This is a genomic window from Daeguia caeni, from assembly GCF_042653845.1.
Classification (GTDB): Bacteria; Pseudomonadota; Alphaproteobacteria; order Rhizobiales; family Rhizobiaceae; genus Brucella; species Brucella caeni.
This window is the reverse complement of record NZ_JBHSEL010000023.1, coordinates 1-14,261: the sequence shown is the minus strand read 5'-3', so window position 1 is coordinate 14,261 and position 14,261 is coordinate 1. Positions and strand designations below refer to the sequence as shown.

Genomic DNA, 14,261 nt, shown 5'->3' with positions numbered 1-14,261 from the left:
TGGGCACAGAGTAGCGGTGCGCAGTCATCAGGTCAAAACAGAATACGTCGTTAATCGATCAATTTCCCTGATCAATTGTCATAGGCATCCAGCGTAATGCCGAGCTGGGCCAGACCTTCTTCAAGGTAATCGCCGAGAAGGGGCGTGCCCAACAGATAGTCGGCTTCCGCGCCATTATGGCGGTCGGCTGCGGTTGCAAGCGCATCTTCCCATTCGCTTGTGCTGAAATCCCCGCGTCCAAGCCACATCAATGCGAGCAGCTCCATCCGCTCATCTTCATTGAGGGAGTGGATGGCGGCGACCAGTTCCTTGCGTGTCGGATTATCCCGTTTGGCGTCGAGAATATCGAGCTCATCATCATTGTTGCTGCCGGAATCGGGATCTTCATCAGTCGTTGGCACCTGCACATCATATTCCCGTGCCTTGGCGATGATGAATTCAAGATTTTCAAGATTATTGACGAGCTCAACCATGATCGTCTCCCGCTCCGTTTTCTCCAATCTAATGGATTGGCAATAAAAGCGGAACGGGAATATTTTTGAGGCTGGAGCAATTCAGATTTTCACGGAGGTTCTGAACTGCTCCAATCTACTGTTTTTCGCAGCTCCGGACGAAAACCGGTTCCCACTTATCTTGAAACTGCCATTAGCTGTGCGCCCATTCCCAATAGAGCTGACGCGCGCGGCGTGTGATGGGACCAAAGTCGAGCTTGCGATCGTCAAAGCCGATGATCGGTACAACCTTGCTCATATTGCCAGTCGAAAAGATTTCGTCGGCTTCGCGGAAGTCCTGCACTTTAAGCGTGGTTTCATGCACGGTCACGCCGGCAGCACGCAGAAGCTTGATGACGCGCTGACGGGTGATGCCGTTGAGAAAGGTGCCGTTTGCGACCGGCGTGAAGACTTCGCCGCCGCGTACCATGAAGACGTTTGAGGTGGCCGTTTCGGCAACATTGCCGAGCACATCCGTCACCAGTGCATTGTGGAAGCCCTTGGCTCTTGCTTCATGCAGCATGCGCGCATTGTTCGGATAAAGGCATGCGGCCTTGGCATTGACCGGCATGACTTCAAGATAGGGCCTGCGGAAGCTGGTCGTGGTGATGGTGAAACCCTTTGGCTCGACCATCGGGATGGCTTCAAGGCAAAGTGCGAAATCGGTCGATTCCGCTACGGGGGCAACCGTGGAGGCGTCACCTTCTTCCGCCCAGTACATCGGGCGGATATAAACATCCGTGCCGGGGGCGAATTTCTTGAGGCCTTCGCGCGCCAGCGACTCGATGTCATTTGCTGTCAGCGTCGGCTGCAATCCCAAGGCGCGTGCGGAATCATTGACGCGGGCTGAATGCAGATCAAGATCGGGTGTTACGCCTTCGAAGAGACGCGCGCCGTCGAAAACCAGCGAGCCAAGCCAGGTTGCATGAGAGGCGGCTCCCAGAATGCGTACATCGCCTTCACGCCATTCGCCCTTGTAATAGGTCCACATCGTGCTGTTCTCGCTCATATTGCGTCCTCTCCTACTCGTTTTGAAAACCTAGCCATGAACTCTGGTCAGGATATGTGGTTTTCTTGTGTGTCGTCCATGATTGAAGGCTCGGCCATGGTTGTCACCATTGTTGGCGGTTTGTCGATGCCGCGCTGTTGTTCTCGCAGAAAAGTGAAAAGGCCGGAGATAACAATAAGCACGATACCGATCAGCATCGGCGTGTCGACATGGTCATTGAATATGAAATAGCCAAACAGGATTGCCCAGATCATCTGGCTGTATTGCGGCAGGGCGACAACGCTTGCAGGGGCATGCTGCGCGGCGATGATCAAAAGCACGCCACCGAGCGCAGCCAGCAGGCCATAGCCTGCGAGATAAAGCCATTGCAGGGCTGTGGGAGCCTGAAAACCTGGAATCATCAGCAGGCCGCAGATCAGGATAGGGCCGATCATGCTGGCATTGTAAAGGGAAACACGTTTTTCGTTCGATCCCATCCGGCGCATGATGACAATACCGATTGCCCCGCCAAGGCCTGCAAACAGGGCGCCAAAATGGCCGATCGACAGTTCACGGAAACCGGGACGCAGCACGACAAGAACGCCGACAAAGCCGATCAGAACCGCTGTCCAGCGCTTCCAGCCGCTTTTTTCCTTGAGGAAAACGGCTGACAGGATGGTGACGAAGGCAGGCATCAGGAAGATCAGCGCAAAGGCCTCGGCCATGGAAAGAAAGGTGAAGGCCGTGACGCTGCCCACCACGCCGACCGTGGCGCTGACGGCGCGCAGCAGCCAGAGCTTGCGATTGGTGGTGCGGAACATGTCCATCCAGTCATCATTGCTGGTCTTGATGAATGGAATGGCAAACAGACCAAAGAACGCGCCAATGCAGGCAACTTCATAGGCTGGCAACGTGCCATCAAGAAACTTGATGCATGCATCGCTGACGGCATAGGCCGCAAAAGAGGTGAAGGCTATGATGATTCCGTAAAGCATGCATGTATCCAAATGGCTGGCGTGACATCATGAATGCTGACTTAATCGATTAATGCGTGCAGGGCAAAAGACATTTCCATGAACCCACATTGCAGCTTCCAAAGAACGAGACCCCTGAAATTCGCATGCCTCATTTGCAATCATGGCACTGGTTATATCTGAGGCAAAAGCTTAAATAATGAGCATCAAAGAAGGAATTGAAGTCATGAACATTCGCCAGAAAATGCAGCAGTATGTAGCACGCCGCCGTGCAATCCGTGAACTCGACGCCATGGACGATCGCCGTCTTGCCGATATCGGCCTGACCCGCGCAGAAATCGTTTCCGCCGTCTACGGCCGTTAATATCGTCTTCGGCAGATTGACTGCCGGGTGACAGAATCTCAATGTGGTAAGCGCCAGTCATTTGCTGGCGCTTTATTTTTTGCCTGTTGTGCTGGAGACAGGCATGTGGCTTGGCAGATCTGACAGTTCCGTCTGTTTTCGCGTCATGTATGACGGACGAAAAGTCTCGTTGGCATGTCACAGGCATTTGACGCGCATTCACTTCATTTCGGTTTTCAGTTCATTTGCACATGGTGGCAAGCTGAAGTAACCTGTCGACGGTCGAATGCAGGATTCTGCGTCTGCCCATCGGCTTGGATGTGCGTCTTCTGCGCCGTTTACAGGCGATGCTGCGGCTTTGAATGTATAGCTTCACCTTGCCGATCCGCGGCAAGTCATGGGACGTGTGTGAACAGGAACAGGAATGAGTCTGGAGCGGGATTTTTGTCAGGTTCCACCGTTCGAAATAATCGCTCCTTCAGAGCAGCGGATCCCCTTTGTGTTCAGTTCCCCGCATAGCGGGCGCTATTATCCGCAATCCTTTCTGGAATCGTCCCGGCTCAATGGGCTGAGCATCCGCTTTTCGGAAGATTGCTATGTCGATGAGCTGTTTGCCAGCGTTGTCCGGCTGGGTGCACCGCTGCTCAAGGCAAATTTTCCACGCGCCTTCATTGACGTCAACCGTGAGCCCTATGAACTCGACCCCTGCATGTTCGAGGAGACCTTGCCGCCCTATGCCAACAGCCATTCCGTGCGGGTGGCCGGCGGGCTTGGCACGATTCCGCGTCTGGTGGGAGAGGGGCAGCTCATCTATCCCGGCCGCATTCCGCTTGCCGAGGCAATGTATCGGATTGAATCGCTCTACAAGCCCTATCATCAGGCGCTGAGTGATCTGTTGCGTGCCACACGTGACAAATTTGGCTATGCCGTCATGATCGATTGCCATTCCATGCCCGGGCATGTTCGTCCGGGCGAGGTGAGTGACAGGCCGGACTTCATCATCGGTGACCGTTTCGGCCAGTCATGCAGTTCCGGCCTGACCAGAGCTGTCATCCAGCTGCTTGCCGATCAGGGCTATGTGGTGGCGCATAACAGGCCCTATGCCGGCGGGTTCATTACCGAACATTATGGTCGGCCGCTGAATGCCATCCATGCCCTGCAGATCGAGATCAACCGCAGTCTTTACATGAACGAGCAGACATTGTTCAAGCTGCCCGGATTCGACGCGCTGTGCAACGATCTCTATCAGTTCCTGAGCGATGTCACCGCGCTACCGGACGATATCTTCGTCTCAACCGCAATGGCCGCAGAATAATTCCGGACATGAAGATAAAAAAAACCGCGCTGTTTCAGCGCGGCCAAAGACTAGGGAGGAAATGCCTCGAAAGGCATCGACAGGACGACCTGTCTGATGGTTAAGCTACGCCGAAATATGGTTGACGTCAACAGATTTCGCACATTTTTTACGCGAAATTCTTTGATGCTCAATAATTGATCATTCGTAGTGCGGATTGCATAAATAGACAGCTAATAACGAAACAGGAGAATCATTTTGTTGATCGATAAGGCATTTTTTTCCGCAGTGGCTGATGCTGCAGCACAGGAAACCCTGCCGCGTTTTCGCAAGACTGTGGAAGTCGACAACAAATATACGGTGGGTTTTGACCCGGTCACGGAAGCCGACCGGGCGGCAGAACGTGCCATACGCACGCTGATCGGCAAGCATTTTCCCGATCATGGCATTCTGGGCGAGGAATATGGCGCCGAGCATGTCGAGCGCAGCCATGTCTGGGTGATTGATCCGATTGATGGCACGCGCGCCTTCATTTCCGGTCTGCCTGTCTGGGGCACGCTGCTTGGTCTTCTGGTCGATGGCGATGCCACGGCTGGCATGATGGCGCAGCCATTTACCGGCGAATTGTTCTACAGCGATGGCGAAGGTGCATTCCTGCAGCGCAAGGGCGTGGATGGCGTAGAGCGCCTTGCGGTCAGCCGGACCACAAGGCTTGCCGATGCAACATTGTTCACAACCACGCCAGCCTATTTCAAGGGCACGCTGGGAGAAGCCTTTGCTCGCCTGGAACAATCGGTTCGCCTGTCGCGTTATGGTGTCGATTGCTATGCTTTCGCCATGCTGGCGGCCGGGCATGTTGATCTGGTCGTGGAAGCCGATCTCAAGGTCTATGATATTGCGGCGCTGATCCCGATCATCGAAAAGGCGGGCGGCGTCATTACCCGGCGCGATGGCGGTCCGGCCGAACAGGGCGGGGATATTGTGGCGGCCGCAACGCCAGAACTGCACAAGGCGGCGCTGGCCGTGCTGAACAGCTAGACTGTTCTGCCAGCGCCTGTAATTTTTAGGCGCTGGTCAGACGCTATCGGCTTTGGTGCTTTCCGTGCCTTTTGGCGCGGCCGTGCCCGGAATGAAGGCGTCGAATGCCGCAAGTGCCTGTGCGCGGTAGAAATCGGCTTCCTGCAACAATTCATGCCGGGCGCCATCAATCACGACAAGCGAGACATTGCGGGTGCGTGCAACAAAACGCTCGATTGCCGCGGTGGAGACGACCTTGTCTGCGCCTGCGGCGATGATCAGGGTTGGAATCGGGGTTTCGGAAAACTGGTCAGGCTGGTTCAGGCGGCGTGCGGCCTGCAGCGCACTTTTTGTCCAGCGCACGGTCGGTCCGCCCAGGGCAAGCGTCGGATTGTTACGCTGCAGTTCAGCATTGCGGGTGAAACGTTTCTCGTCGCTGGAAAGCGGATTATCGGCAAAAGGGCGTTCCATCAGTTTGGGGCCGCCTGCAACATAGGCTCTGCCAAGGCCGATCCAGCACAGAAAGGTTGTCAGCCGACGCATCGTGCTGTCGCTGATCTTCTGTTGTGCAAGCCCCATGAGCGGCGCGCAAAGCACCATGCGCGTAATGTGCGCGGCCAGCACGGAGATGGAATTGAGCGCAATCAGTCCGCCAGCCGAATGCGCCAGCACGTAAAAGGGCGCCGGGCAATCGGGCAGGATGATCTGGGTGAGTATCTGATCGAGATCGGCACCATAATCATCAAAATGACGCACATAGCCGCGCAGCCGATCGTCCAGCAGACGCTGCGACCCGCCCTGTCCACGCCAGTCAAATGTGAAGACAGTCAATCCGCGCGCGGCGAGATCTTCCATCGTTTCAAAATACTTTTCGATGGATTCATTGCGGCCCTGCAGGATGATGACGGTGCCATGCTTAGCCTGCGTTCTGGCCGGAAGGCAGGCATAACGCAGGCGGATATGGTCACGCGTTTCAAACGTGCCCGCAGTGATGCCGTGTGGAACAGGATTTGCGGCTGTTCCAAAAAGGAGCTCTGACATGAAGCCTTGTGTCCGTTTGTGCTTGCCTGACAGGAACCTGCAGGTTCAGAACGCTAACATGGGCTTCATTCTAGCAAAAGGTCATAAGATCAGGCCAGACATCCTGCAGGGTGTCTGGCCTGAAACTGTCAGAAATGCCGTGTTTCCTTGGCCGGAAATCAATAGGCCCGTGGATGCGCCGGTCGGATATCCAGGATATGGCCATTGAATGCATCGACGGTAACGATGACACGGCGGCCATGGGGTTTGGTTGCGCGCACAAATGGCGGCCGCGGTCAGGAAGAATGTCATCAGCAACAAGGTTGCGGCGTTCCAATGTGCGTCTGATCTGCCGTGGGCCCAGGATGTCTGGACGGTGCTCACCCCAGTCTGGGTGGTGGACAGGCTTGTCATGGCAGCACGGGCCAAGATTGCGCGATTCGCCTCCCGGACGCGGATAAGCGGTGGGCGGTTGTCTTCATCATTCCACTGAACCTGAACCAGCATTGTCTTTTCCACTGCAATCGACGGGACACTCACTGTCACCGTGGCTGCAAGTGTGTGGTGATGGCAAACAGCTTTCTTCATGACTGTGTTCCTTGGTTGGCCGCAATGACCGGAATTGCCGATCACGTGGTCATCCTCGGAAGCGCGATGAGGATCACAGTCATTTTGCGGTTGACGCGGGCAGCAAGTTGCAAAACTGGCCATAACTGATCATGCGTTGTTTCAGGCTGTCTTTATCATGTGAGGCGATAGCTTGGGGCCGGTGACAAAACGGCATCAGCTTTACGATTTTTTGGCATTCAGCTGGCAGGATCGGGGACTGCATTCACCTCATATTTACCAAAAAAGGGTTTTCTGAATGCAATATTGATTCGATGTCGCCGTGCCATGGTGCAGGCAATGAGCAAATGTTCGGACGGAGCTATGAAGAGAATCCTTCTCGCTGAAGACGATAATGACATGCGCCGCTTTCTGGTGAAGGCGCTTGAAAAGGCCGGCTATAGTGTCACGCATTTTGACAATGGCGCGAGCGCCTATGAACGGCTGCAGGAAGAGCCGTTTTCGCTGCTTCTGACAGATATTGTGATGCCAGAAATGGATGGCATTGAACTGGCGCGCCGCGCCACCGAAATTGATCCTGATCTGAAGATCATGTTCATCACGGGATTTGCTGCTGTTGCGCTTAATCCTGATTCGGATGCGCCGCGCGATGCCAAGGTTCTTTCCAAGCCATTCCACCTGCGTGAGCTGGTGAACGAGATCGAGAAGATGCTGGTTGCCGCCTGATTTCGGCAATCAAAACGGGCATTTGTGAATTTCTGTAATAAAAGTCAGAAAAATTTCACAAGGGCCATTGACGGGCGCAGCGTGATGTGGTGTATGCGCCCCATCGAATGGGCGTGTAGCTCAGCGGGAGAGCACTACGTTGACATCGTAGGGGTCACAGGTTCAATCCCTGTCACGCCCACCATTTGATTAATAGAGATTGACGTTTTACATTTTAATATCAAATGGTTATGCCGGCGATATAGGCGCAGAATACCCAGACCTGACTGTCCGACCTCCCATTGATTTATTGTAAAACCTGAACCGGCCCTACGCCTTTCCATATCTTTTCATATTGTTTGACGGCGGTTTGTTCGAATTTTGATTCCCTATTTGCGGCAGCCCGATCATCCCCACCTCATACGCGATCAGAGATGCGATGCAGCACGCAGCGTGCCACAGGTGAGATTGGCCTGTTTCCAGATCGTAAGAATCGCCACGCCACCACGCCCACATATAACGCATGAGGGCTGCAAAGACGCGCTCCCATGACATACCTAGGCTCATGACCTGTTAATTGGTTGTGTAGTGTCTAATCTATTGCTTCACTGGTGGCGCAAGAATGTGCTGCCATGAGTGATTTGATCTGCTGGCGAGCGCCAGATGGATGGCTCGAATATCGCCGCATTTTCCGCTGTCGTATGGTGTTCCCCGGGGCGATGACCGGCGGATGGTCAGCGGGATTGTCTACGTGATCCGCAACGGTCTCCAGTGGAAGGACGCGCCGGGCTGGCTACGGCCCGCACAAAACGCTCTACAACCGCTTCATCCGCTGGAACAGGATGGGTGTGTTCAACCGCATCTTCGCCGCGCTCGCCGGAGAAGGGCCGAAAGTGGAGCGCATCATGATCGCCGCCAGGCACCTGAAAGCTCACGGACCGCGGCGAACCTGCCTAAAAAGGGGATGCTCCCCGTCGTATTGGGCGCGCCAGGGGTGGCCTGCACTCCAGGCTCCATGCCGTCTGTGACCAGGATGGACGGCCGATCATCCTGCTGTTGTCGGAAGGCCAGATGAGCGACCCAAAGGCGCTCGTCTCGTGCTTGATGCGCTGCCGCCGGCCTCTCACCTGATCGCCGATCGTGGATAGGACAGCGTGGGTTCAGCGAGGGGCTGGGAAGCCAGGAGCATCGAGCCGTGTATCCCATCCAGCCGAAGCCGCAAAGTCCCGTATGACTATGACACGACCCTCTACCGCCAGCGGCACAAGGTCGAGAACCTGTTCGCCAGACTCAGGGATTGGAGACGCATTGCAACCCGCTAAGACCGATGCGCTCATACCTTCTTCTTGCAATCTGTATCGCAGCAGCCGTCATCTTCTGGCTCTCATCAATGAGCCCTGACACTAGATATGGATTGGACTGCCATCCAGGCCGAGTGCAGCTTCCTTGATTGCTTCACCATGTGTCGGATGGGCATGGCAGGTATAGGCGATGTCCTCTGCGGTTGCGCCAAATTCCATGGCTTGTGCGATCTGTGCGATCATCGTTCCGGCAACGGAGGCAATGACATGCGCACCCAGGACAATGTCGGTCTTTTCATGCGCGATCAATTTGACGAAGCCTTCGCTTTCGCCGTTTGCTTTGGCTCGACTATTGGCCAGCATCGGGAATTTTGACACCTTGTAAGGGCGCCCAGACTGTCTGACAGTCTCTTCCGTTTCGCCAACAGTTGCGACTTCCGGATGCGTATAAACTACGGCCGGAATGACAGCGTGATTGACGTCACGCACGATGCCAGCAAGACGCTCGGCAAGGGCTATGCCCTCATCCTCGGCGCGATGCGCCAGCATCGGGCCATTGGTTACGTCGCCGATGGCATAGACACCATCAATCTGCGTTTTCCATGTGTGATCAACCGGAATGAAACCGCGTTCATCTGGAACCAGACCGATCTTTTTCAGATGGAGTCCTGCCGTATTGGGACGCCTGCCGGTCGCAACCAGAACGGTATCTGCTTCCATGCTTTTGCTCTCGCCATTCTGCCGGCAGGTGACAATGGCTGTACGACCAGCCTGTTCAATGGTTTGAACCTCGACCGCGGTTTTGATCTGCATCCCCTGGGCTTGCAGCAATTGCTGCATGGTTTTGCGAATATCACCATCCATACCCGGCAGGATTGCGTCCTGATATTCCAGTATGGTCACGTTGGAACCAAGCCGCGCCCAGACAGAACCAAGTTCAAGGCCAATCACCCCACCACCGATGACGATCAGCCGTTCAGGAACAGATTTGAGCGCAAGCGCGCCCGTTGAATCCACGATGATGCCGGCGTCGTTGTCAATTCTGGCCGATCGAAACGGGGCGGGCACAGAGCCGGTCGCGATGATGACATGTCTGGCAGTCAGGCGTTTGTCCGCAACCATGATCGTGTGTGCGTCTTCAAACGCAGCCGATCCCTGAATGCGTTCAACCTTGTTCTTCCTGAACAGAAATTCGATGCCCCGCGTAAGGCCCCGAACGATCTCATCCTTTTGCGCCATCATGGCTGCAAGATCAAAAGAGAGGCTTTCTGCCCTTATGCCAAAACGCGACCATGTGCCATTTGCTGCCGCGTCATAGATGTATGTGGCATGCAGCAATGCTTTGGAGGGTATGCAGCCCACATTGAGGCAGGTGCCGCCCAAGGTCTCCCGCTCATCAATACAGGCTGTTCGAAGCCCAAGCTGTGCGGCACGAATTGCGCAGGCATAGCCACCCGGACCCGCACCAATGACGATCACGTCAAAGTCATGTTTTCTATTCACTGGGCCAGTTCTCCAGCGTGTTCACGAATGCTTTCAGCCAGCTGTTTGTCTGGTGACCATCAAGCGCGCGGTGATCGATCGTCAGCGACACATAGGCCATCGGACGGATCTGGATGGTATCAACTCCATCCATTTCACGCACGACAACACGTTTCTCCACCTTGCCAATGCCGAGAATGGCCGATTGCGGCTGGTTGATGATGATGGGTGCTGCCAGAAGTGAGCCGGACACACCATGGTTCGAAATTGTGAAAGTGCCGCCTTGCAGCTCCTCGCTTTTGAGTGATCTGGAGCGTGCCCTGTTGGTCAGATCCTGCAATTGCGACGCAATGCCTTGCAGGGACAGATGCTGGGCCCGGCGAATGACCGGAACAACAAGCCCCTGATCGCCCAGAGCGATGCCAACGCCAATATTGATGTCGCTGAACACTTCAAGGCAGTCATCATGCCACTGGCTGTTGACTTCCGGGACTTGCTTCATGGCCTCGACACAGGCTGCAACAATATAGGCCGTATAGGAGAGATTGATGCCTTCGGCCTTCATGTGCCCCTTGTGTGCATCTCGGTGGCGCATGATGGCGGTGAAGTCGGCCTCGAAGACAGCCGTAACCTGCGGTGCTGTCGACAGCGAATGCGCCATATGTTTGGCAATGGCCATGCGCATGGGGGAATGCGGAATTTTCCGCGACAGGACATTGTCGTCAGTACTGGTTGTCGCTGGCTGGGCAATGGCGGTTATGGTCGCAGAGGCAGGCTGTACTGACGCAGCCGTTGCAGTCGTGGCCTGCCTGATTTTCTGCTGATAGGCCAGATCCATATCAAGGCGGGTCACACGTCCGCCTTTTCCCGTGCCGGTGACGGTTGATGGATCAATGCCATATTCTGCAGCAGCGCGGCGTACTGCTGGCGAATACTGTTTTGGGGGGCTTGCTGCATCAAGCGGCTCCTCCTGTTTTACGGCGGAGGCTTCCGGGACTGGCGTATCAGCGACACTTGCCAATGCTATGCGGCCAAGGATTGCACCGGGCGCTGTGGCGTCGCCATTGGTCATGAGCGTTTCGGTGAGAATGCCGCTGCAGGGCGCTGGCACCTCCTGGGTTACCTTGTCGGTTTCCAGTTCCACCAAAGCATCACCTTCCGCAACCGTGTCGCCGATCTGTTTCAACCAGTTCCGCACGACGGCTTTGGTGCCTTCCTGCTCAACAGGTGCAACTATATCAATCAACGTGGCCATGTTCAGAACTCCAGAAGTTCGGCGATGCGGTTTGCGATGCGCTCAACCGAAGGAACCGCCCAATCCAGCAAGACCGGATTATGCGGGCTTGGAATATCCGGCATTGTCAGGCGGGAAACCGGGGCATCGAGATCCATGAAAGCCTTGTCGGCCACGACGGCTGCAATTTCTGCACCAAAGCCAGCCGTGCCCAGATCTTCATGGACGATGAGGCAGCGGCGGGTTTTCCTGACCGATGTCAGTACCGCATCCTGATCCCATGGCATGAGGGTACGCAGGTCAATGACGTCGGCGGAGACGCCTTCGGCGGCTTCTTCGCATCTGTGCACCATGGCACCCCAGGTTACGATGGTAATATCGGTGCCTGTGCGGGTGAATTTTGCCTTGCCGAATGGAAGGGCGAAATGATCGCCCGGATAGGGCCGACGTGCCCATGCGTGATCAAGCATGGCGCGATGTTCGAAAAAGATCACCGGATCATTGCCGCGCAACGATGTGCGCAGCAAGCCAACAGCATCTTCGGCATTGGATGGGACAGCAACCTTCCAGCCCGGCTGGTGCACAAAGGCCACCTCATTTGTCTGGCTGTGCCATGGGTCGCCGCATTTGAAAAAACCAATCGGCATGCGGACAATGATGGGAGCAGCAAAGCGGTTATTGGTTCGCCAGCGCATTGTGCCGCAATCATTGAGCTGTTCCGTGGCGGGTTCTGCATATTTGCGGAATTGAATCTCCGGAACCGGGACAAGACCGGCCAGCGCCATGCCGACGGCCCGGCCAATAATGCCTTCTTCTGACAGCGATGTGTCAAAAACGCGATCATGGCCGAACTTGTCCTGAAGCCCCAAGGTAACAGCGTGAACACCGCCCTTGGGGCCGATATCCTCACCGAAAACGACAACACGCTCGTTGATCGACATTTCATGGTCGAGCGTCTTGCGTATGGCGGTCACCATATTGATGCGCGCGCCCGAGGGCTCCGGTACGTCGGAACTTTTGGGGGCGATGTAACCGGTGCAATGCTGGCCACCCATCTTCTGCATTTCGCCACTAAAGAACAGATTGTGAGTGACCGTGGTCGGTTCGGCGACAGGCCGGGCTTCTGCAGCTTCGCGCGCAGTTTCGGCATCCTGGCGCGCTTTGGCTTCAATGCTTCCCCACTCATCGGCACTCATGACGGCGGGAACAAGATAGTCCCTGAGGCGTGGAAGCGGATCACGCGCCCATTCCGCGCGCACTGTGTCCGCACTTTTATAGGCCTGCGTATCCTGAAAACTGTGTCCCTGCAGGCGCGGAACCGTCAGGCGAAGCATTGCAGGCAGGCGCTGTTCACGAACGAAAGTAACAGCTTCCTGAATAAGTTGCGCTGCGGTTTCCGGACCGCAGCCATCACCATCAAAAATCCTGAGGTTTTTCCAGCTCGCCAGATTGGCTGCAATATTGCCACCTGGCGTCTGGAAAGTGGATGGCACCGAAATGCCATAGCCATTGTCCTCGATATAGAACAGCATTGGCAACGATTGTGTGGTCGCGGCGGTCAATGCTGCCCAGAAACCATTGGAAGCAACGGAGCCATCGCCGCCCAGCACGACGCCAATAGCCTTGGCATATTCGTTATTGCCGAGCGTATTGGTGTAATAGTTCAATGCCTGGGTCCAACCGGCTGTCGGCGTATATTGTGCGCCTACACCGCCACACATGGGCAGCGCTGAAGCACCATTGGGGTTTGGATAATTGAAGACGACGCCAATGTCGCGTCCATCGGAATAACCGCCTGCGCGTCCCATTGCCGAGCCCAATATATCGACCGGTTCAACGCCAAGTGAGAGCAGAATGGGCCGCGACCGGTAATAGCCGCAAATGGCATCATGTGCCCCAGTGAGCTGCAGCCCAAGCAGGATTTGCGCCATATCATGGCCGCGCGCGGAAAACTGATACAGCACCTTTTTTTCAGGGACGAGACGATTTTCCTCCATTTCATCCAGCGCACGGGACAAGTGAAGATAATAGGCAGCCTTTGGCCAATCGATCTGCCCATCGGCTGTGTTGTGCCTGTGTGTCTTGATGACGCTCTGACCCATTATTCCCCTCCTGAATATAGTTGGATCAGAATATTGCTTATTGGCGCGAAATACCTTTCAATCTTGCCGGGAATAATACACAATATGAAATGAATTATTCATCATGAACGGAATTTGTGAATGAAAACGATCACGCTGGATTCAGTCGACAAATCCATACTGCGCATATTGCAGGAACAGGGCGATATCAGCCAGTCACAGCTGGCCGAGAAAGTTGGCGCATCGGCGGCATCATGCTGGAGACGCATTTCCAGACTTGAAGAAGCAGGCGTGCTGACTCGCACGGTACGGCTGGTAGATCCTGAAGCTGTTGACAAGGGGCTGAATGTGTTTTGCCAGATACGCATGAAGACACACGATCCGGCAGCCCGAAATGACTTTGAGCGCTATATCAATAGTTATCGCGAGGTTCTTGAGTGTTACTCAATGTCTGGTGAATGGGACTATCTGATACGCATAGTTGTGGGTAGTGTCCGCGAGTATGAAGCCCTGCTTATGGGAGGCATTTTGACTCATGATGCAGTATTGACGTCATCATCGCATTTTGCACTCAAGGCCGTAAAATACACCACCGCTCTGCCTGTCTGATTATCCTTTCGGCATCAAGCGTGCCTGCTGTTCAGCCGGCAGCTGGACAGCCGCTTCGGCATGACTTTCCATGCGTTGTCCGTCGTCGAATGATTTGAGACTATTTGTGTTTTTGAAGATTGGAGTTTCCGGCTCGGTTTGGGGTTTGATTTAAG

The 14,261-nt window shown here is 55.0% G+C and carries 15 protein-coding genes and 1 tRNA gene; 7 read left to right on the top strand and 9 right to left on the bottom strand.

The genetic code is table 11. From position 1 onward, the window contains the following. Positions 1-71: 71 nt before the first annotated feature. From ACFO1V_RS01900 to ACFO1V_RS01890, 3 genes are all read right to left on the bottom strand, one after another. A complete protein-coding gene (locus tag ACFO1V_RS01900; protein ID WP_374831476.1) occupies positions 72-473 on the bottom strand; it encodes a DUF3775 domain-containing protein in 402 nt (133 codons plus the stop codon). Between the two features lie 172 nt (positions 474-645). Then, entirely contained in the window at positions 646-1,500 is an 855-nt protein-coding gene (locus tag ACFO1V_RS01895) for a branched-chain amino acid aminotransferase (RefSeq protein WP_374831474.1), read from the bottom strand. A 47-nt stretch (positions 1,501-1,547) separates the two neighbouring features. Next, complete coding sequence (locus ACFO1V_RS01890; protein ID WP_374831472.1) at positions 1,548-2,474, bottom strand: DMT family transporter; 927 nt, start codon at positions 2,472-2,474, stop codon at positions 1,548-1,550. 205 nt (positions 2,475-2,679) lie between these two features. Here ACFO1V_RS01890 and ACFO1V_RS01885 point away from each other — a divergent pair, with 205 nt between their 5' ends. The 3 genes from ACFO1V_RS01885 to hisN all read left to right on the top strand — a co-directional run bounded on the left by ACFO1V_RS01885 (position 2,680) and on the right by hisN (position 5,128). Then, entirely contained in the window at positions 2,680-2,817 is a 138-nt protein-coding gene (locus ACFO1V_RS01885; protein WP_380075043.1) for a DUF1127 domain-containing protein, read from the top strand. A gap of 403 nt (positions 2,818-3,220) precedes the next feature. Then, entirely contained in the window at positions 3,221-4,111 is an 891-nt protein-coding gene (locus ACFO1V_RS01880; RefSeq protein ID WP_374831468.1) for an N-formylglutamate amidohydrolase, read from the top strand. Positions 4,112-4,348: 237 nt separating this feature from the next. Continuing rightward, a complete protein-coding gene (hisN, locus tag ACFO1V_RS01875) occupies positions 4,349-5,128 on the top strand; it encodes a histidinol-phosphatase (RefSeq protein ID WP_374831466.1) in 780 nt (259 codons plus the stop codon). Between the two features lie 36 nt (positions 5,129-5,164). On the opposite strand, the gene ACFO1V_RS01870 is transcribed toward hisN, so the two are convergent. Then, complete coding sequence (locus ACFO1V_RS01870) at positions 5,165-6,148, bottom strand: alpha/beta fold hydrolase (protein ID WP_374831464.1); 984 nt, start codon at positions 6,146-6,148, stop codon at positions 5,165-5,167. 81 nt (positions 6,149-6,229) lie between these two features. Next, complete coding sequence (locus tag ACFO1V_RS01865) at positions 6,230-6,715, bottom strand: hypothetical protein (protein WP_374831462.1); 486 nt, start codon at positions 6,713-6,715, stop codon at positions 6,230-6,232. Between the two features lie 342 nt (positions 6,716-7,057). Between ACFO1V_RS01865 and cpdR the strand changes: the two genes are divergently transcribed. Beyond that, complete coding sequence (gene cpdR / locus ACFO1V_RS01860; RefSeq protein WP_374831460.1) at positions 7,058-7,420, top strand: cell cycle two-component system response regulator CpdR; 363 nt, start codon at positions 7,058-7,060, stop codon at positions 7,418-7,420. Positions 7,421-7,529: 109 nt separating this feature from the next. Then, a tRNA-Val gene (locus ACFO1V_RS01855) sits at positions 7,530-7,604 on the top strand. A 125-nt stretch (positions 7,605-7,729) separates the two neighbouring features. Here ACFO1V_RS01855 and ACFO1V_RS01850 read toward each other — a convergent pair. Next, complete coding sequence (locus tag ACFO1V_RS01850; RefSeq protein WP_374831458.1) at positions 7,730-7,954, bottom strand: dATP/dGTP diphosphohydrolase domain-containing protein; 225 nt, start codon at positions 7,952-7,954, stop codon at positions 7,730-7,732. Between the two features lie 112 nt (positions 7,955-8,066). Between ACFO1V_RS01850 and ACFO1V_RS01845 the strand changes: the two genes are divergently transcribed. After that, positions 8,067-8,474 carry a transposase gene (locus tag ACFO1V_RS01845; protein ID WP_374831456.1) on the top strand — a complete coding sequence of 136 codons (408 nt, stop codon included), beginning with the start codon at positions 8,067-8,069 and terminating at the stop codon, positions 8,472-8,474. A 328-nt stretch (positions 8,475-8,802) separates the two neighbouring features. Here the strand turns inward: ACFO1V_RS01845 and lpdA are convergent, their stop codons facing one another. The 3 genes from lpdA to ACFO1V_RS01830 are packed head-to-tail and all read right to left on the bottom strand — an operon-like array spanning position 8,803 to position 13,518. After that, positions 8,803-10,203, bottom strand: coding sequence for a dihydrolipoyl dehydrogenase (lpdA, locus tag ACFO1V_RS01840; protein ID WP_374831454.1), 1,401 nt, complete (start codon positions 10,201-10,203; stop codon positions 8,803-8,805). After that, the gene (locus tag ACFO1V_RS01835) at positions 10,196-11,437 is read right to left on the bottom strand and encodes a dihydrolipoamide acetyltransferase family protein (RefSeq protein WP_374831452.1); all 1,242 of its coding nucleotides are present in this window, start codon (positions 11,435-11,437) and stop codon (positions 10,196-10,198) included. Before ACFO1V_RS01835 ends, lpdA begins: the two co-directional genes overlap by 8 nt. Before the next feature lie 2 nt (positions 11,438-11,439). Further along, positions 11,440-13,518, bottom strand: coding sequence for a transketolase C-terminal domain-containing protein (locus ACFO1V_RS01830; RefSeq protein WP_374831450.1), 2,079 nt, complete (start codon positions 13,516-13,518; stop codon positions 11,440-11,442). A 120-nt stretch (positions 13,519-13,638) separates the two neighbouring features. On the opposite strand from ACFO1V_RS01830, the gene ACFO1V_RS01825 reads away from it, so the two are divergent. Further along, entirely contained in the window at positions 13,639-14,106 is a 468-nt protein-coding gene (locus tag ACFO1V_RS01825) for an Lrp/AsnC family transcriptional regulator (protein WP_374831448.1), read from the top strand. Positions 14,107-14,261: the final 155 nt, after the last annotated feature.